General features: G+C 42.8%; 17 protein-coding genes. 7 read left to right on the plus strand and 10 right to left on the minus strand.

Annotation, left to right across the window (positions count from 1 at the left end; genetic code table 11):
• Positions 1 to 11 precede the first annotated feature (11 nt).
• From LZG71_RS12600 to gcvT, 3 genes are read right to left on the minus strand one after another with little or no spacing between them, the layout of a single operon-like run.
• Positions 12 to 1,943 carry a hypothetical protein gene (locus LZG71_RS12600; RefSeq protein WP_233820907.1) on the minus strand — a complete coding sequence of 644 codons (1,932 nt, stop codon included), beginning with the start codon at positions 1,941 to 1,943 and terminating at the stop codon, positions 12 to 14.
• A gap of 31 nt (positions 1,944 to 1,974) precedes the next feature.
• On the minus strand, positions 1,975 to 2,685 hold the full coding sequence (locus LZG71_RS12605; protein ID WP_233820908.1) for a 2-phosphosulfolactate phosphatase: 711 nt from the start codon (positions 2,683 to 2,685) through the stop codon (positions 1,975 to 1,977).
• Between the two features lie 56 nt (positions 2,686 to 2,741).
• The gene (gene gcvT / locus LZG71_RS12610) at positions 2,742 to 3,824 is read right to left on the minus strand and encodes a glycine cleavage system aminomethyltransferase GcvT (RefSeq protein WP_233820909.1); all 1,083 of its coding nucleotides are present in this window, start codon (positions 3,822 to 3,824) and stop codon (positions 2,742 to 2,744) included.
• Positions 3,825 to 3,988: 164 nt separating this feature from the next.
• Here gcvT and LZG71_RS12615 point away from each other — a divergent pair, with 164 nt between their 5' ends.
• Positions 3,989 to 5,161, plus strand: coding sequence for a VCBS repeat-containing protein (locus LZG71_RS12615; RefSeq protein ID WP_233820910.1), 1,173 nt, complete (start codon positions 3,989 to 3,991; stop codon positions 5,159 to 5,161).
• A 72-nt stretch (positions 5,162 to 5,233) separates the two neighbouring features.
• On the opposite strand, the gene LZG71_RS12620 is transcribed toward LZG71_RS12615, so the two are convergent.
• From LZG71_RS12620 to panD, 4 genes are all read right to left on the minus strand, one after another.
• Entirely contained in the window at positions 5,234 to 5,914 is a 681-nt protein-coding gene (locus tag LZG71_RS12620) for a zinc metallopeptidase (protein WP_233820911.1), read from the minus strand.
• Positions 5,915 to 6,007: 93 nt separating this feature from the next.
• Positions 6,008 to 6,493: a D-glycero-beta-D-manno-heptose 1-phosphate adenylyltransferase gene (gene rfaE2, locus LZG71_RS12625; RefSeq protein ID WP_233820912.1), complete on the minus strand. Its 486-nt coding sequence runs from the start codon at positions 6,491 to 6,493 to the stop codon at positions 6,008 to 6,010.
• 50 nt (positions 6,494 to 6,543) lie between these two features.
• Entirely contained in the window at positions 6,544 to 7,563 is a 1,020-nt protein-coding gene (locus LZG71_RS12630; RefSeq protein WP_233820913.1) for a lysylphosphatidylglycerol synthase transmembrane domain-containing protein, read from the minus strand.
• A gap of 43 nt (positions 7,564 to 7,606) precedes the next feature.
• Positions 7,607 to 7,957: an aspartate 1-decarboxylase gene (gene panD, locus LZG71_RS12635; protein WP_233820914.1), complete on the minus strand. Its 351-nt coding sequence runs from the start codon at positions 7,955 to 7,957 to the stop codon at positions 7,607 to 7,609.
• A 296-nt stretch (positions 7,958 to 8,253) separates the two neighbouring features.
• On the opposite strand from panD, the gene LZG71_RS12640 reads away from it, so the two are divergent.
• On the plus strand, positions 8,254 to 9,726 hold the full coding sequence (locus tag LZG71_RS12640) for a Gfo/Idh/MocA family protein (RefSeq protein ID WP_233820916.1): 1,473 nt from the start codon (positions 8,254 to 8,256) through the stop codon (positions 9,724 to 9,726).
• Positions 9,727 to 9,765: 39 nt separating this feature from the next.
• Here LZG71_RS12640 and panC read toward each other — a convergent pair whose 3' ends face one another.
• Positions 9,766 to 10,608: a pantoate--beta-alanine ligase gene (gene panC, locus LZG71_RS12645; protein ID WP_233820918.1), complete on the minus strand. Its 843-nt coding sequence runs from the start codon at positions 10,606 to 10,608 to the stop codon at positions 9,766 to 9,768.
• Between the two features lie 220 nt (positions 10,609 to 10,828).
• On the opposite strand from panC, the gene LZG71_RS12650 reads away from it, so the two are divergent.
• From LZG71_RS12650 to LZG71_RS12665, 4 genes are all read left to right on the plus strand, one after another.
• Positions 10,829 to 11,635, plus strand: a complete 807-nt coding sequence (locus LZG71_RS12650) for a glycogen/starch synthase (RefSeq protein ID WP_233820920.1) — start codon at positions 10,829 to 10,831, stop codon at positions 11,633 to 11,635.
• Positions 11,636 to 11,893: 258 nt separating this feature from the next.
• Positions 11,894 to 13,732 carry a glutamine--fructose-6-phosphate transaminase (isomerizing) gene (gene glmS, locus LZG71_RS12655; RefSeq protein WP_233820922.1) on the plus strand — a complete coding sequence of 613 codons (1,839 nt, stop codon included), beginning with the start codon at positions 11,894 to 11,896 and terminating at the stop codon, positions 13,730 to 13,732.
• 125 nt (positions 13,733 to 13,857) lie between these two features.
• Complete coding sequence (gene gldD, locus LZG71_RS12660) at positions 13,858 to 14,460, plus strand: gliding motility lipoprotein GldD (protein ID WP_233820923.1); 603 nt, start codon at positions 13,858 to 13,860, stop codon at positions 14,458 to 14,460.
• Between the two features lie 75 nt (positions 14,461 to 14,535).
• A complete protein-coding gene (locus LZG71_RS12665; protein ID WP_233820925.1) occupies positions 14,536 to 15,243 on the plus strand; it encodes a hypothetical protein in 708 nt (235 codons plus the stop codon).
• A gap of 16 nt (positions 15,244 to 15,259) precedes the next feature.
• On the opposite strand, the gene LZG71_RS12670 is transcribed toward LZG71_RS12665, so the two are convergent.
• Both LZG71_RS12670 and LZG71_RS12675 read right to left on the minus strand, forming a co-directional pair.
• Positions 15,260 to 16,051 carry an SDR family NAD(P)-dependent oxidoreductase gene (locus LZG71_RS12670; RefSeq protein ID WP_233820927.1) on the minus strand — a complete coding sequence of 264 codons (792 nt, stop codon included), beginning with the start codon at positions 16,049 to 16,051 and terminating at the stop codon, positions 15,260 to 15,262.
• A 90-nt stretch (positions 16,052 to 16,141) separates the two neighbouring features.
• Positions 16,142 to 17,860, minus strand: coding sequence for an IlvD/Edd family dehydratase (locus tag LZG71_RS12675; RefSeq protein ID WP_233820929.1), 1,719 nt, complete (start codon positions 17,858 to 17,860; stop codon positions 16,142 to 16,144).
• A 113-nt stretch (positions 17,861 to 17,973) separates the two neighbouring features.
• Between LZG71_RS12675 and LZG71_RS12680 the strand changes: the two genes are divergently transcribed.
• Entirely contained in the window at positions 17,974 to 19,224 is a 1,251-nt protein-coding gene (locus LZG71_RS12680) for a serine hydrolase (protein ID WP_233820931.1), read from the plus strand.
• The last annotated feature ends 1 nt before the right edge of the window (position 19,225 follow it).

Here is a 19,225-nt window from a genome sequence, read left to right on the forward strand (position 1 = left end):
GGTTCCGAAAATTAATTTTCTACCGTAATGATTGCCGAACCTTTTCCCGTTCCGGTTCCACAGCCACTTTTTACAGAGGTTAACTTGTATTCGGTTGTAGCGCCTGGCGTTACCGATATCAGATATGGATTAAGGAAAGTTCCATTAATGGCTGTGCCGTCGGACAACGTAAATGACCATGGAGGCAAACCGTTTTTGAATTTAAGCTGAATCCGGGTAGATCTTCCGGCAGTGATAATACCCTTTCCAGATACTTCACCAACAGCTTTGTTTGGAGCAATGATGTCAATTTCTTCTACGGCACTGGATACGGCAGGAGATGAGGATATGATTCTGATTTTATGCGTTCTTATCGTATCGGATGAGGTTGCCGACGTGAGTTTTACATTCATTGTCGTAGGCGTGATGGTTGTTGGTAAATCAACAAACCTTCCATTTTTATCAGTGACCTGAACTACAAATTTGTTGCCCGGATTGTAGCGTCCGACGGTTTTGTAAGGAATTTCCAGAGTAGCACCAGAGCAAACCATGTTTTGGGAAAGCTTTTCTAATATTATAGCAACGGGTGGTGTCTTGACAGCAACTTTTGCACGACCCGAAAATTTGCCAACGCCACAAAGCCCCCCCGCAGAAGTGATCTGATAATTGGTGTCGTAATAAGGTTTAACCTTTACTTTATAAGGAGATTCCTGAATATTGTTCTCATAGGTGCCATCCGAAAGTAATACGAACCATGGAGGGCCGCCACCATTAAATGCCACAGTTAATTCTCCTGTCTGATCTTCATTCAGGAACAAAGAATCTTTTTGTAAAATCGTTGTCGTTGGTGATACGATAGTTACTTTGGCAACCTGACTCACCAGATAGGGTGCTGACGACGTAACACGAAGACGGTACTCGCCAGGTTTGTAAGTTTCAGGAATTTGGGTGCTGATATAGCCAGATGAATCCGGAGTCGAAAGATTTTTAAAAGCGCCTGTCCGATCTGCAATCTGCACTACAAACCTATTTCCCTTATTAAATTTACCAGTTGCACTGAATGGAACCTGGAAAGGTATGTTGTTGCAGACACGCGCAATTTTATCGGTTTCCTTCAATTCAAGCTTTGGTTCAGGGTTATTATCTACATTCACAATTGCTTCCCCACTCATTGTACCACTGCCGCAAGCATTAGAGACGCCCATGATTTTGTAAGCCTTAATTTGCGTAGGCTTCACGATCAGATAATGTGGATTGGACATGGTGTTCAATACATTTGAACTGTCAGACAATTGAAATGACCAGGGTGCAGTACCACTTAAATTTACTTTCAGATGCGCCTCCTGACCGGGCATAATCCGTGCAGCCTGTGTTCCGTCGATTACTTCTATACGAGCAACGGGCGTCTGAAGCAACCGGATTGGTACAAGCTGACTCTTAATAACAGAAATGTTGCTTACTACTTGTAAATGATATACCTCACCTCCGATCTTGTAAGACGGGATCACGGCTTTTAACGGGCTTTTTTTGCCGGGAAGTGAAATTGCAATTGATTTACCGGAGGCGTCGATCAGATGAGCTATGTAAGTGTTCTCGTCATCAAACGGTCCTTCGGTGGTAAAAGGTATGTGAACGGTCGTTCCCGGGCAGACCGACAGATACGAAATATCCTCAATTTTTATTTTGTAGGCGTCAATGGTGTCTTTTGCAGTTTTCGCAGCCTTTTCCGCAAGTTCATCTGCTTCTTTTTCAGTCAAACCTCCCTCTGGCACAGCTGTTGTATCCAATTCTGCTTTTTTTATTAATGTATCCTGTATTACAGCAGGCGCAGGTACTTTTTGCACCGCGGGTTTACTCACGGCAGACTGTTTTACAGCAGGTTTTTTAGGTGTTGTTCGCTGTCCGGATACATGTTGTATACAAGCTAACCCGGTGAAGAAGAAAATAAAAAGGAACCGTAACATGCAGATTTTTAATAATTTAAAACTTGGTATACTATTTCATCGCAACCAAAGTGCTGCCTCTTAGCACAGGTACTATATCGTAAAGGTCTTTTTGCAGACAATAAGCAATATCCTTTTGAATGCCAAGGCGTTGGAGCCTCCTAACATGAGAAGAATTAGAGACGGCAGCCAGCAAATTATCTCTCGATTGTTCATACAGCCGTTGAGCCATGAGTGTTCCGTCTTCCCGGAGCATAAATTGGTCTTTTAACTCATCAGCAAGTGCACCGGCAAATAGAGTGTCTTCCAGGTTTGGTCTTCCTTTCCAGCCGGCACATAAAACAAGAACATCATAAGGTTCCGTTCTGAGGTGACTGGCAAGTGCACCCAGATTCAAGAACGAGCCGATCATCACTTTAACCGCCGAAGTACGTGCTTTGGTGATGGATAACGTTCCGTTGGTGGTTGTCATTGCTATCTCTGCACCAATTAGCCTCTCGTTCATATAACTGAACGGGGAATTGTCCAGATCAAACCCTTCTTCTTTTTTTGCATCGCGCTCCGCGGCCGCAATGAAACCCTTATCCTGCAAAAATTTACATTCTTCAATACTCGCCACAGGCGTTATGCTTTTTATACCATAAGCAAGCCCGGTTACCATACAGGAAGTAGCACGAAAAATATCGGCAACTACAACTATGGAGTTGTCCAGTTTATGTAAATGCAGCAGGTCAGGCGTAAGACAGACGTCAAGTTGTTTCATAAATAGAAATAATACGGAGACAATAATGGATGATTAATTTTGACAGTATCAAACGGTCATCCCTTTACGAAGGGCAACTTCACAACCTGGGCTTTAAGCAACCGATCGCGAACCTTTACGAAAATTTGAGTGTCCGGCTTGCTGTAACTTGCCGGAAGATAGCCCATTCCTATTCCTTTTTGTAAAGTAGGCGACTGTGTTCCGGAAGTTACTTCTCCTATTTTGTTTCCTTCTGCGTCGCATAGTTCGTAATGTCCACGCGGAATTCCACGGTCAATCATCTCAAAGCCAACCAGTTTTTGTTGTAAACCAGCTTCTTTTTGTTGTTTTAAAGCAGCAGAATTGATAAAGTTCTTGGTGAATTTTGTAACCCATCCTAAACCTGCTTCCAAAGGCGAAGTTTTGTCATCAATATCATTCCCATATAAACAGAAACCTTTTTCCAGTCTCAGCGTATCACGCGCACCAAGTCCAACGGGTTTTATGCTAAATTCTTCACCAGCTTCGAAAATGGCATTCCACATTGCCTCGGCATCATCATTTTTTACATATATTTCAAAACCACCTGAACCTGTATAGCCCGTCGCTGAAATGACAACATTTTCAATGCCGGCCATTTTGCCGATTTTGAATGTATAATATTCCATACTTGCCAAATCTTCCTCTGTGAGTTTTTGCAATGTTGCTGTAGCATTCGGTCCCTGAACAGCAAGAAGGCATACATCGGCAGACATGTTTTCCATCTCCACACCTTCTGTATTATGCTGCTGAATCCAGTTCCAGTCTTTTTCAATGTTAGAAGCATTTACTACGAGCATGTAGTCATCTTCTGCAATCCGATAAACAAGTAAATCATCCACCACACCGCCATCGGCATTAGGTAAGTAGCTGTATTGTACTTTTCCGTCAAACAACGTGGATGCATCGTTGGCAGAAACGCGTTGGATCAGATCAAGTGCTTTTGGTCCCTTCACGCTGAACTCTCCCATGTGAGACACGTCGAAAACACCTACGTTGTTGCGTACCGTATGATGCTCTTCCAGATCGGAAGAATAGCGTACAGGCATTTCAAAACCGGCAAAAGGTACAATTTTAGCACCTAATTGAACATGTATCTGGTGAAGCGGAATCGTTTTCATGAATGGTTAATTGATTTTCTTTTGATTTGCAAAAGTAGGTAATGCAGTTCAAAGCCACACAAAAATCTGTCTTTTCAAATATTCCGTTAAACCTTTTTGAAGTATATTGGGAAAAAATAGACATAAATTTTTGTCTGTTTGATATTAAACAGAAATAAGAACAGATGAGAAAGTACATCCTTTATTGTATACCAATCTTTGCCTCAGTACAAATGTCAGTCGCTCAAACCGCCACTTTCAAGGGGGAGGTGGTTGATGATAAGATCAGCATCGGTTATGGGGTGGTTACAGGAGATGTGGATGGTGATGGGAAACCGGATATCTTACTGGCAGATAAAAAGGAAATAGTATGGTACAAAAATCCAGGTGAAAAAGACAAGCCGTGGGTTAGGTACGTAATTGCAAAGGACCTTACGGAATACGATAATGTATGTATTGCGGCCCGGGATGTAGATGGTGACGGGAAAGTAGAGGTAGCTGTTGGTGCACAATGGAACCCGTCCGAAACTAAAAGCTCAGCGAAGTCAGGGGCAGTGTTTTATCTGGATGCGCCTGCTGACAGAACCCAGCTCTGGGAACCAGTGCGTTTACATCATCAGGTTACGATTCATCGCATGCAGTTTGTAAAAACAACGGATGATACTTATCAGCTCATTGTGCTGCCACTTCATGGTGAGGGAAATATTGGCGGAGAAGGGGCCGGGGTTAAAGCCATTGCTTTTGATGTTCCTGAGAAACGGAAGGGAATATGGAGCTATCAGCTGCTCGACACTGAAATGCATATGACACACAATTTTCAGCCCATGGAAGTATCACAGCGGTTTCTTGGAATGGCAGTTGCCGGTAAAGAAGGTGTTCAGGTATTTCTGAACGGCGCAACAGGCTGGGCAACGTCGGGGAATTGGATGGTGACGGGCAATGGAGTGGGAGAGATCAGAACGGGAAGTTTGGGGAACAATCAATTGTTTACCGCCACAATAGAACCCATGCACGGAAATTCTCTTGTAGTTTATTCAAAAGACAACAGAACCGTACTTACAGATAAAATCAAGGAAGGGCATGCGTTGATTTGTGCCGACTTTTTCGGGCAAGGCAGAGATCAGGTTGTGATGGGTTGGAGAAATCCGAACGTTGTGGGGGAAACGGGAGTGAGGATATTTGTAGGCTCTGACTCGGAGGGCAAGAAATGGCAGGAATACACACTCGATGAAAAAATAAAGATGGCTTGTGAGGACTTAGCGTCTGCCGATCTGGACGGTGACGGGGATCTGGATGTCATTGCATCAGGGCGAGCCACACACAATCTGGTAATTTATTGGAATCAACGTAAAAACTAATCTACTGATATACAAAAAATGGGCTGGTGAATTGATCGCCAGCCCATTTTTGTAAATGAAAATCCTATATGATTAATCTCTTCTTCCCATCAATATGCTCACATAATAAAGCAATGTTGCCAGAGAACCGATTGCAGCTACCAGATATGTCCTTGCAGCCCATTTTAAGGCATCGGCAGACATTACATATTCGCGTTCGTTTACTATCCTGTTGTTTTTGATCCAGGCAAGCGCTCTGTTACTTGCATCGTACTCCACAGGAAGGGTAATAAAGCTAAACAATGTTGTGAATGCAAAAAGAGCAACACCTATTGCCAACGGAATTGGAGTTGTATTCAGCAATAAAATTCCTCCAAGAATCACCCATTGCATGTACTGAGAAGAAACGCTCAGGAATGGAACCAGCTGAGAACGCATTTGCAGCCACTTATAAGCTGTTGCATGTTGAACGGCGTGTCCGCATTCGTGAGAAGCAACAGCCGCAGCCGCTACACTTCTTCCGTAAAATACATCCGGACTCAGGTTTACTGTTTTATCCTGCGGATTATAGTGGTCAGTCAGTTTGCCTTCAACAGAAAGTACGCGCACATCGTAAATTCCGCTTTCACGTAGCATGGTTTCAGCAATTTCCTTACCACTCATTCCGTTGCTCAGGCCAACCTGAGAATATTCCTCAAACTTCTTTTTTAAGCGCCATTGAACATAAAAACTTATGATCATGACGAGTATACCAATTAAATATGCACCACCCATAGTGAGTTATGTTTTAGATTTAGTTAATGATAATTAATGCTCGGTGAAGCAGGTCAAAACATAACGTTGAAATTATCAATTATTGTTTTCTTATCAATACCCTTGTTTGATCTTCTCAATCAGTCCTGATGTTGAATATCCTTTAACAAGAGCTATGGTTTTTACCTCACCTCCATTACCAAGAACAAAATCCGCGCCAGCAATGGTTTCGACTGTATAATCGTCACCTTTTACCAAAATGTCAGGTTTTACTGCCTCTATCAGGTCCGAAGGCGTAGGTTCGTCGAACAAAATGACAGCATCCACAAATGAAAGGGCAGCCATCAAACGTGCTCTTGCATATTCATTCACCACCGGACGGAGCGGACCTTTAAGTCTGCTTACCGAAGCATCCGTATTAAGCCCAAGCACCAAACGATCGCCAAGGGCGTGTGCTTTTTCAAGATAATCAATGTGGCCAAGATGAACAATGTCAAAACACCCATTGGTAAAAACCACTTTTTGTCCTGCCCGTTGCCAGTCGGCTATCTGAGGTACTGCTTCTTCTAATCTTAAAATTTTGCTTTCCGTTTGGTTCATACACTTTTGATTTGAATAGAGGAAATATTTTTCACGAATGTCATCGGGTGTTACCTGGCCGGAATCTCGGCTGGTTCCGTCAAAACGCTTTTATCTTTTTTTACCAAAACAATTAAGAATGCCAGTGCACCAACAACCAGCATAAATAACATTTGAGCTCCATGAATAAAAGTAGCGAGCGTGATACCGTCCTTATATGTCAAACCATATAAAACCATTACACTTCCCACCAGCATGTGGTAGGCACCAAGTCCGCCTTGTACGGGAGCCGCCATGCCAATAGAACCTACAACCAGTAATGTAAGTCCTGCCAATAATCCCAGACTGGAAGTTTCAGGAATACAGAAGAACAACACATATGATACCAGATAGTAAAGCACCCAGATAGCAATAGTACTGAAAATGAATAATCCCGGGCTACTCAGTTTTCTTACACTCAGTAATCCTTCGAGCATGCCCTGAGCAAAGAGAATCACTTTTTGTATCAGGGCATTGTTTTGAAGCTTGTCTCTGAGACCTTTATTCTTAAAAATGTAAACCCCTGCTCCTGCAACAGCAATAAGCCCGAAGATCATAATCGTAAGCAAAACACCGTTTCCGGATGGGACTTTACTTGTAAAAAAATCAGTAAAAAATTTACTCAGCCTTTCGAATTCAAGTATAAAATTGAGCCCGATCATAACCAGTAATATAATGACATCAAAAATCCGCTCGGCGACTACGGTACCGAAACTGAGATTTACGGGAACACGTTCGAGCTTATAGAGCGTACCGCAGCGGGTCACTTCTCCCATGCGAGGAACAATGTAATTGGCAAAATAACCTGTCAGGACTGATATAGAACTGTTGAACAGGCCCGGCTTATATCCGAGCGGCTCCATAAGCATGTTCCAGCGCCACGCTCTGATCACATGAGCAAGTAGTAACAATGCACACGACAAAGCTATCCACCGCCAGTCAGAGCGTGCGAACCTGTCGAGCATGTCTACGAGATCAATGTCTTTGAAGGCAAACCAAATTAAGCCTCCCGCTAATCCAAGGGAAATAATGTAACGTAATGCACTTTTCATTGAGCTCTTATTGCGAATTGATAAATACAGAGAAGAGAAGCTGCTAGCTAACCAACTGATTGTTATGGTCGGGGAAAACAACCATAGGCTTAAACGTTTTTGCTTCTTCCTGAGACATACTGCCATAGGCAATGATGATGATGATATCGCCAAGCTGAACTCTTCGGGCGGCAGCGCCATTGAGGCAGATCATACCGGATGCACGCTCTCCCTTGATCACATAAGTTACAAAGCGCTCTCCATTATTATTATTTACAATGTGTACCTGCTCATTTTCTATTAATCCGGCCGCATCCATCAGGTCTTCATCAATCGTGATACTCCCAACATAGTTTAATTCTGCCTGAGTCACCTTAACCCGGTGAATCTTCGATTTCATGAGTGTTATTTGCATTACTCAGTGGTATGAGTTAAAATTTATTGTATTGCAACTTCAAAGCAAAGTTACAGGAATAATACTGAGCCTTCAAAACAACCTGCCTGCAGAACAGGTTCCTGATTCGTCCTGAATGGCCTGGGCATTCCAAGGAAGCTTGGGCTACTCGACTGATCGGTTAATTTTACTTTGATATACATGAAATCCATTCGTGCATTGTTATATTTATGCCTGAATTAATACCATTAGGTAATAATCGAGTGAAATTTGCTTTAACCTTTTAACTATTAACCTTTTTTATAATTCCAAAACCAATGAGTACAGAGAATAAGATAAAAGATGTCAGTCGTCGTGACTTTCTCCAAAAGACGACTGCGGCAGCAATTGGAAGTTTTTTTATAGTTCCCAGGCATGTATTGGGTAAAGGTTTCAAAGCACCTAGTGATAAACTGAATATTGCCGGTATCGGGATCGGAGGCAAGGGCTTTTCTGATATTACAAATGCATATAATAAAGGTGCAGAAAACGTCGTGGCACTCTGTGATGTCGACTGGAATTTAGGTCAGAAATGCTTTGACAAGTTTCCAGATGCTAAAAAATACAAAGACTTTCGCAAGATGTTCGATGAAATGGGTAAAGACATCGACGCTGTAACCATCTCGACGCCGGATCACACCCATGCGGTGATTGCGATGGCTGCCATGGCAAGAGGGAAACATGTGTATGTTCAAAAACCTCTGACTCACAACATCAACGAAGCCCGTGTATTAACCGAAGCTGCCCGCAAATACAAACTGGTATCTCAAATGGGAAACCAGGGCGCTTCTAACCCGGGTCAGCAGCAAATGGTGGAGTGGTTTAAAAAAGGGGTTATCGGAACGGTAAAGGAAGTGGATGTATGGACAAACCGTCCGATCTGGCCACAAGGTATTCCCGTACCAACCCAGAAATCAGAAGTACCAAGCACTTTGGATTGGGATCTGTACGTAGGACCAGCTGAATGGGTCGATTACAGTCCTGCATATCATCCGTTCAAATGGCATGGCTGGTGGAACTTCGGAACAGGTGCACTGGGAGATATGGGATGTCACCTAATCGATTCTCCGTTCCGTGTGCTTGGACTAGGTTATCCAACTGAGGTAGAATGTAGTGTGGGTGCAGTATTTCTGAAAGACTGGACTCCTGAATATATTCCGGAAGGATGTCCGCCGTCTTCAAGAGTGGAGATCAAATTTCCAGCGACGAAGGTGAATAAATCACCTCTGACGATGACCTGGCATGACGGGGGCCTTCGTCCTTTTCATCCGGATTTGGTACCAGCAAATGACCCGCTAGGTGACGCAGATAGTAGCAATGGAGCCATGTTAATTGGTGATAAAGGTGTGATGATGTGTGGCACATACGGAAACAAGCCAAAGGTTTACCTTAAAGGCGGAGAGAAGCTGGAAATGCCTGCCAATGCTTTCCAGACTAAATATACATCTTTGCCTGAGTTTGGTCATCATGTGGCATGGACTGATGCTTGTAAAGCAGGTTTCGCAAGTAAGGAACACAAAGCTTTGAGTTCTTCTTTCGATTATTCCGGTCCGCTCACAGAAACCGTAATCATGGGTAATCTGGCTATCCGCAGCTATAATTTGCGTAAAGAAAATGCAGATGGAAAAGGATTCAACTACCCAGGTCGCAAGAGATTGCTTTGGGATGGCAACTCAATGAAGATTACAAACTTTGACGAGGCCAATCAATTTGTGACCCGTAAATACAGAGGAGACTGGAAATTGTCTTAACATAGAAGGGTGCAGATATCTTTGGGTATCTGCACCTGTTTAAAAAATGACGTTATCGATCAATCTTACAGGTCCGAGGAACGCAGCGACACATATCGCGTTTGTTCCGTCCGGTTTTAAATTAGCAAGAGGTAATAAGGTATTCAAATCAACTATCTCAAAGTAGTCCATTGTAAATTCTGGTATTGCTGAAAACTGATCAACTGCCTCTCTTCTTGCCAATTCAATACTTCCTCCGCCTAGAATCTTCTCTTTCGCAAAAGATAGTATTCTGTAAATATGAGAAGCAGTCGCTTTCTCTTCTTCACTTAGTCTCTGGTTTCTTGACGACATTGCAAGTCCGCTTATCTCCCTTACCGTTGGGCAAATAACAAGATCTAAAGAAAAGGAGAGGTCTGTTACCAGTCTCTTAATTACTGAAACCTGTTGAAGGTCTTTTTGCCCGAAGTAGGCTTTGTCGGGTTGGATGATATTGAACAACTTGGAAACAATAATTCCTACCCCGTTAAAATGTCCTGGCCTTGATGCGCCTTCCATCACAGTTTCCAGTAATCCGAAATTGAAGGTCATTACGGGAGATTCAGGATACATTTCTTCTGCTGTCGGTGCAAAAACAACTGAACAGTTTGCCGCTTTCAGTAAGTCCAGATCGGCCTCTAATGTTCTGGGATATTTTGCAAGGTCTTCCGGATTGTTGAACTGGGTAGGATTTACGAAGATACTGCAGACAGAAATATTGTTTTCAGAGTTAGCCTTATCCAACAAGGATATATGTCCTTGATGTAATGCTCCCATGGTTGGTACCAGTCCAATCGATTTGCCGTTACTGCGTTGTTGATTCAGGAAAAAACGAAGACTTGGAATTGAAGTAAATACTTCCATGAATTAAAGAAGGGATTTTGGCCAATGAGAGCCTTTCGATGAAAGGCTTGTTCCGGATTTCTCAATCACAAAACCAGCTCTGACGGGATGATTCCAAAATATTTAGCATGGGTATTCCCAAACTGAGCGCAATATCACAATATGTTTGGAATATCTTTTGATTTTGCGATTTTTTTTGTATAATTTTGCAAAACTTTTTTTCACAAACTGCTAAATATCTATGGAGAAACTACGAATTTTATATGTAGCCAGTGAAATCAACCCCTTCCTTCAGACTACCGACGTTGCCGATTATGTAAGAAAACTTCCACAGGCGATGCAGGAGCGCGGCGCAGAAATTAGAATTCTGGTACCACGTTTTGGTTTGATCAATGAACGCAAAAACAGGCTTCATGAAGTAGTTCGACTGTCAGGAATAAATATTACCGTAGGAGATGAAGAAAAGCCTCTGATCATTAAGGTTGCTTCGATACCAAATGCGAAGCTTCAGGTCTATTTTATAGATAATGATGATTATTTTCATCGTAAATCTGTTTTCGTTGATAAGGAAAATAACTTTTATGATGACAATGATGAACGTGCGATTTTCTTCTGCAAGGGTGTTCTGGAAACTGTAAAAAAACTAGGCTGGGCTCCTGACGTCGTGCATTGCAACGACTGGATGACTGCATTGATTCCTTTGTATCTTAAGACAACTTACAGGAACGATCCTATGTTTAAGGATACAAAGAGTGTTTTCACTGTTCACAACAACGCCTTTGACTTCAAATTTGACGCCGATCTGCAAAGTAAGGCTAAAGCGATGGACGTGAGTGATGAAGCTTTGGCTCATCTTCATTCTGCCGATTTCGAAGGATTTGTTAAAATTGGTTGTGCTTATGCCGACGCTGTAATTAAAGCAGACGAGCATTGCAGCGACAGTTTGAACCAGATCTTTAATGATGCACCAAAGCGTGTCGAACTTGACGAACAGGATGAGAAATTCTCCGAATCTTATTACAATCTTTATACAGATTTGATGAGTTAGGAATTAATAAAATTTTTTAAAAAAAGGCGACTATTAAGTCGCCTTTTTTAGTTTACGACGACTCCATTGAAAGTATCTTACAAAACAATGCTGTGCTTTTAAAATACATGCTGGTGAAAGATACTGGTGCTTTGATCGGTGTGTTCGAGCACTTTCCCTAAATTGGATATTTTTGGGTGCGTATGTTTGTTATACCGCTATGATTAATATTAATTTGTACGTTTTTATGAACATACACTCAAATAAAATTAACTGGTTATGTGTGGAATAGTGGCTTATGTAGGAGAACGGGATGCGTTTCCGTTGATTCTTAAAGGACTTAAACGTCTTGAGTATCGCGGATATGACAGCTCGGGAATTGCATTGCTTGAGGAAGGCAAATTGAACATTTATAAGAAAAAGGGGAAAGTGTCCGACCTCGAAGGGCAGCAGGCAGGAAAAGAATTGAAATCTACAATTGGAATTGGGCATACCAGATGGGCTACTCACGGCGAACCTAATGATGTAAATGCACATCCGCATTATTCCAACAACAGGAAACTGGCGATAATTCACAATGGGATTATCGAGAACTACGCTTCCATAAAGCAAAATCTCCTCAAAAAGGGGCATGTATTTCATAGCGATACGGATACAGAGGTACTTATCCACTTTATTGAAGACATACAAAATGAGGCCGGGAGTTCGCTTGAAGATGCTATTAAGCTGGCTCTTAGAGAGGTTATAGGAGCTTATGCAATCGTTGTGATGTCAGTTGATCATCCCGGACAGTTGATTGCAGCGAGGAAAGGAAGCCCATTAGTTATTGGTGTTGGAGAAAATGAGTTTTTCTTCGCATCCGATGCTACGCCGATTATAGAGTATACAAAAGACGTTGTTTATCTGGACGATTACGAAGTGGCGTTAGTGCGTGACGGGAAATTGAGCATTCAAAACCTGGATAACACAGAAACAATTCCATACATTCAGAAATTGGAAATGGAACTGGAAACCATTGAAAAAGGTGGTTATGACCATTTCATGATCAAAGAAATTTTTGAACAGCCACGCTCCATAGCCGACAGCATGCGTGGGCGCTTACGGGCAGATGAGGCTCATTTGCAATTGGGAGGCCTGAGTGGTTACATGGATAAGCTCGCAGGAGCGAAAAGAATTGTAATTGTTGGTTGCGGTACTTCATGGCATGCAGGTCTTGTGGCTGAATATCTTTTTGAAGAACTGGCACGTGTTAATGTTGAAGTAGAATATGCATCCGAATTCCGTTACAGAAATCCGATAATTAAAGAAAAAGACATTGTCATTGCTATATCCCAATCGGGAGAAACTGCCGATACGCTTGCAGCCATTGAACTGGCGAAGTCGAAAGGCGCAATCATATTTGGTGTTTGTAATGTGGTGGGGTCTTCCATAGCCCGCGCTTCACATGCAGGCGCATATACACACGCTGGACCAGAAATAGGCGTAGCCAGTACCAAGGCATTTACTGCTCAGGTTACTGTGCTTACGCTGATGGCCCTTGCAACTGCAAAGAAAAAAGGAACCATCTCAGAAGAGACATACCGCCAGTTGCTGATTGAACTTGAAAATATTCCTTCCAAGGTCGAACGTGTTTTCGAAAGCGCGTCCAAAATTAAGGAGATAGCTTTCATCTTTACCTATGCAAAGAATTTCATATATCTGGGAAGAGGTTTGAATTTTCCGGTTGCTTTGGAAGGAGCGCTTAAACTTAAGGAGATCTCATATATACATGCAGAGGGATACCCGGCTGCTGAGATGAAGCACGGTCCGATTGCATTAATTGATGAAGACATGCCGGTGGTATTTCTTGCTACAAAAGATAGCTCTTATGAGAAAATTGTCTCCAACATTCAGGAGGTAAAAGCAAGAAAAGGAAGAGTAATTGCCATTGTGACGGAAGGAGATACGTTGATTCCGACAATGGTTGACTTTGTTATTGAAGTTCCAAAAACGCATGAAATTCTAACGCCTTTGTTGTCGGTAATTCCTTTGCAGCTTCTTTCTTATTATATCGCAGTAATGCGTGGAAGAAATGTGGATCAGCCAAGAAATCTTGCGAAATCGGTGACGGTTGAATAGATATTGTCAGTAAATAATTAAACGGAGCGGCTTCATGGTCGCTCCGTTTTTTGTTAGAATCTGTTTTCAGAAATATAATTAACTGTATTTCGTTAGCTTTGCACGTTGATTAGTATTTTTTTGCTATGCCCAATAAATCTTTCCTCCGAGAAAAGACGAGTGTATTTTTTGTTTTGTGTTTGGTTGTATTGTCTTGCGGCAAACCGGATCAAAATTATGTTCCCAAACCGAAAGGATACAACAGAATCGAGCTTCCTGCCCATTCATATACGCAGCTCACTGAAAAACATCCGTATACGTTTGCTTATTCGAAATGGGCAAAGGTTCTTCCCGATACCTTTGCGACAGCTCAGAAGGATTGGCTCTTTATTCAATACCCGCAATTTTCTGCTAACATTCAGCTTACCTATAAGCCTTTAAAAAAGGATCAAAACCTGCTTCGCGATTACATCAACGACGCGTATAAATTGGCAGGGAAACATCAGATACGCGCCTCCTCAATCCAGGAGCAAAGGGTAGTTACCAAAAGTGGACATACCGTGATGATTTTCAAAATAGAAGGTGATGTTCCAAGTCCCTACCAGTTTTACACCACAGATAGTACTGATCATTTTCTGAGGGGAGCGATCTATTTTCCTGTTGCCACAAAAAATGATTCGCTTTCGCCGGTAATTGACTACCTGCAAAAGGATATGATTCAATTACTTAATACGCTGGAATGGAGATAAAATAAGAAAGGCTATTGCAGTGCAAATTGATAGGGTGTATCTTTGAATTATACACTATAAAAAAGTCCACTAGTTATGCCTCGCAAGCAACCCAAAAATCAGCTTCCACTTGACTTTTCTGTTCGCGGAAACCGAATTATTCTTCATCTAGGACAGGTAGAAAGTCAGCGGATCGCAGATGAGCTTTTTGATGGGTTGGTGAATGGAGACTGGATGATTGAACCCGCGGGTGAGGTGGCAGATATATCCTATGCACAAGACATCGTTCATCAGCTTGGTCACAAACTTCCGTATCCCGAAGGAATAAAAATCGCTCAGTTGCACCATGTGGACGAAACCTTCAAAGGTTTTTCAGCGATTTTTCATCAGAAAGGGTGGGTTTTTGTGAATGCCAAAGCGGACGTAAATGAGCGTAATTATCAGATACACTTGCTTACTGTCTCTTTGGGGCTTAGTAGTTCCTATCCTGCCAGAACATCCTTAGTAAACAGGTCCGAACAATTGGTGTTTGACGCTCTTTTACCTTACGGTGAAGTAGAGAGCTTTTTCAGGAACGATATCTCTACCATTCCCGGTTTTCTGGCGTTCGACATTGCAAATTTCTTTAAAGTTCCATTCCAGATGGTGCTTAAAAGAGCTTTAAAATTACTCATCATCAGCGACGAACAGTATCGGAATTATATGACTGTTTCGCCCCAGTCTTCTTCAAAACCAAGAGAGCTTTTTGTTTCACAGGACAGTAATATCGACGATCTGGAAGCACAGTTGTTTGGAGACGAATAGAATTTTGCTTGTTTCTTTATCTCACCCCCATATTACTCAGGTCAGGAAGCGGACTTACAGAAGTCCATCCGCCATCCACAACCAGGCTTTGTCCTGTAATGTGCCCCGAATGTGGCGATAGAAGAAACAACGCAGCATTGGCTATATCTTCGCAGATAGCAGGTCGCCCCATTGGCGTTATGGCTGCCCAGGTTTTAGGATAAGTCGGGTCTTCTGCCAATGTCCTTTCAGTGAGGGTGGCTCCAGGGGCAACCGTATTTATCGTGATGCCGAAAGGCGATAATTCAATCACCAGATTTTTAGCAAGCATTTCCAGTCCTGCCTTACTCATAGCGTATGCCCCCAGGAACTGGTGTGCCTGATGACCTACAACAGAGGACATCAGCAGAATCCTGCCACCGGTTTTTTGAGCTCTCATTTGTCTGGCAGAGGCTTGCGTCAGAAGAAATGATCCGACCAGATTTAAATCCAAAACTTTTCTCAGATTTTCTAACGGATATTCGAAAAAGTCACCGAAAAGGGTAATGCCGGCATTGGCAACTGTAATGGTAAGTTTTCCAAAGCAACGAATTGCCTCTTCTACCATACCTTCAATAATTTCAGGCTGAGAAACGTCTCCTGCAAATGCAATACATTCTCCACCCGCATTGCGTATAGTCATAGCCGAATTGGCGACCATCTCCGGATCTGCATCATTAAGTATTACTCCTGCACCTTGCTGTGCAAGTTGGCGGGCTATTTCAAAGCCAATACCTTGTCCGGCACCTGTAACAATTGCTACCTGATTATTAAATAATTGGCTGTTCATAAGGTTGTTATCTGTTACTGAATAAATTCCCTGTTGTGCACCACATAACGGAGTGAGTACACAACAGGGAAGTGGGAATGTAAATGGTTTTTAGTGCGAATCTCTTGTAACCTTATCACCCGAGCCGCCTTTTAGAAAGTCGAGATCTGCTCCTTCATGCGCTTGCATAACATGATTAATGTGAAGCTTCACATAACCCCGGTTATAACCCAGTTCCAAAGGCTGCCATAGTGCTCTTCGGCGTTCCAATTCCTCATCAGACACTTCAAGATTTATCTTGCGATTTTCTACGTCCAGTTCTATTATATCGCCATCCTGTACCAGCGCCAGGACGCCACCCACAGCCGCCTCCGGCGAAACGTGCAAAACAACTGTTCCAAATCCTGTTCCGCTCATGCGACCATCCGAAATCCTGACCATGTCAATTACACCTTGTGCAAGCAGTTTTTTAGGAAGCGACATATTGCCAACTTCCGGCATACCAGGATATCCTTTCGGACCTACATTTTTTAGAACCAGAACGCTGTTTTCATCCACATCCAGATCCGGATCGTCAAGCCGGGCTTTATAATCGTCAATATCTTCAAACACCACAGCTTTACCCCGGTGCTGCATCAGCTCTGGCTTTAACGATGCTGATGGCTTTATTACTGCCCCGTTTATACACAAATTGCCCCTGACAACGGCTAGTCCCGTCAGATTTTTTACAGGCTCATCCAGCGTACCAATTACGTTAGGGTCAAAGCATTCTGCATCAGCGCAGTTTTCGCCCATTGTTTTGCCATTTGCGGTGATTACATCCTGATGGAGCATTCCACGCATTTCCTTTATAACGACCGGCAGTCCGCCAGCGTAATAGAAGTCTTCCATAAAGTACCCACCTGACGGCTGAAGATTGAGCAGTAAGGGAATCTTTGCGCACAAATCGTTGAAATGATCCAGGGACAGCTCAACTCCAATTCTGCCGGCAATGGCTAACAGGTGTATCACAAAGTTGGTAGAGCCTCCAATAGCAGCATTAAGCATGATCGCATTTTCAAAAGCCTCCTTTGTAAGAATCTGAGAAAGCCGGAGATCTTCTTTTACCATCTGCACGATTCTGCGGCCAGACATGTGTGCAAGAACTTTTCTCCTGGAATCGGCAGCCGGAATCGCAGCGTTTTCAGGTAGCGTGAGGCCTAGAGACTCTACCATACAAGCCATGGTGGATGCGGTTCCCATTACCGCACAATGCCCGTCACTACGGCACATGCATGCTTCCGCGGTTGTTAGTTCTTCCTGAGAAATTTCTCCTTTCCGGTGCATTTCACTAAACCGCCAGATATCACTGGTACCGATGCTCTTGCCCCTATATCTTCCTGTAAGCATAGGGCCACCGGAAACAACTATGGTTGGGATGTTAACACTTGCTGCTCCCATTACCAGGGATGGGGTTGTTTTGTCGCAACCGCACAAAAGCACTACGCCGTCAATCGGATTGGCACGTATGGACTCCTCTACATCCATGCTGGCCAGATTTCGATACAGCATTGCGGTTGGTTTAATCAGCGTTTCCCCCAGGGACATCACCGGAAATTCCAACGGAAAACCACCAGCTTCCCACACACCCCGTTTTACTGATTCGGCAAGTTCACGAAAGTGACCGTTGCAAGGTGTCAGTTCCGAGAATGTATTGCAAATTCCAATGACAGGGCGGCCTTCGAATTCGTCGGCTGGATATCCCTGATTTTTCATCCAGGCTCGGTAAATAAATCCGTCTTTGCCCGATTTGCCAAACCAGCCTCTGCTGCGTAGTTCATTTTCTTCCATTTTCTCGCCATAGTTATAGTTAATGAGTAAAGGCGACTATCAGTAAAATATAATTCATCCATCCCTTTAAAATAAAATCTGTATCTTCGTTTAATACGCGCCCGGGATGATCTATGATTAAATTTAGGATTGATAAGCTTTTGATTCTCTTGTTCTCTGCTCTGTTTTACCTGCCAGCCGCGGCTCAGTTTCAAGCTGATACATTTATTGAAAAACTTCTTAAAAAACATCCGGAAAGGTTTTCGGACATTCTAAAAACGCCTGAAAAATATAAAATACAGATTCTCTACACCCGCATTGACAGGAACGCTAAAAATGAGCCTCATTTTAAAACCTACGGCTACCAAGTAAACAGGGGTGAATACTTTTATCCGGCGAGTACGGTGAAGTTGCTTTCCATTGTTCTGGCATTTGAGAAGCTGAATAAACTGGGTATAGACAAGAATACGACAATGCTTACCGATGTAGTCCGTCCCGAACAAACTGCCGTAAGGGTTGACACTACCTCCGAAAACGGTTTCCCTTCGGTTGCGCATTATGCCAAAAAGATATTGTTAGCAAGTGATAATGACGCTTTCAATAGATTGTATGAGTTTATCGGGCAGGAAGAGTTTAACGAAACGCTACTGAAAAAAGGATATAAGGATGTGAGAATCACGCATCGGCTGGAATCTCCGATTGGCTCCGAGAATAACAGGTATACCAATCCGATAAAATTTGAAAAAGACGGGAAAGTGATTTATGAACAGCCAGCCCGTTATTCTTCAAAAACATATTTTGCACCCGAGCCTGTCTTAAAGGGAAATGGATACATGAGGGAGGGTGTTTTAGTAAATGAACCTTTTGCTTTTACGGAGAAGAACAGTTTCCCAATAGAGGAACAGCACAAACTGCTGAAAGCTATATTTTTTCCAGGGCAAACTCCTGAGTTGCAGCGTTTCAATCTCACGGAGGATGATTACGCCTTTCTTTATAGATATATGTCTCAGTTCCCGGTAGAAACAAGTTATCCTGCTCATTATACAGATGATTACTACGATGGTTATCTGAAATTTCTCTTATTTGGAGCCACTAAAACGCGCCTTCCGCGGCATTTGCGGTTATTCAATAAATCAGGTGATGCTTATGGCTATCTTCTTGACAACGCGTACATAGCCGATTTCGAAAAAGGTATAGAGTTTATGCTTACTGCCGTAATCTATGCCAATGAAGATGGCATATTTAATGACGACAGGTACGATTATGATAAGGTAGGTTTGCCGTTCATGGCTAACCTCGGGAAGACAATTCTTGAATATGAATTAAGCCGGAAACGTCCGGTGCGTCCCGACTTAGGTAGATTTGAAGTGGAGTATGATAAATAAA

It is taken from the genome of Dyadobacter sp. CY312, from assembly GCF_021390535.1.
Classification (GTDB): Bacteria; Bacteroidota; Bacteroidia; order Cytophagales; family Spirosomataceae; genus Dyadobacter.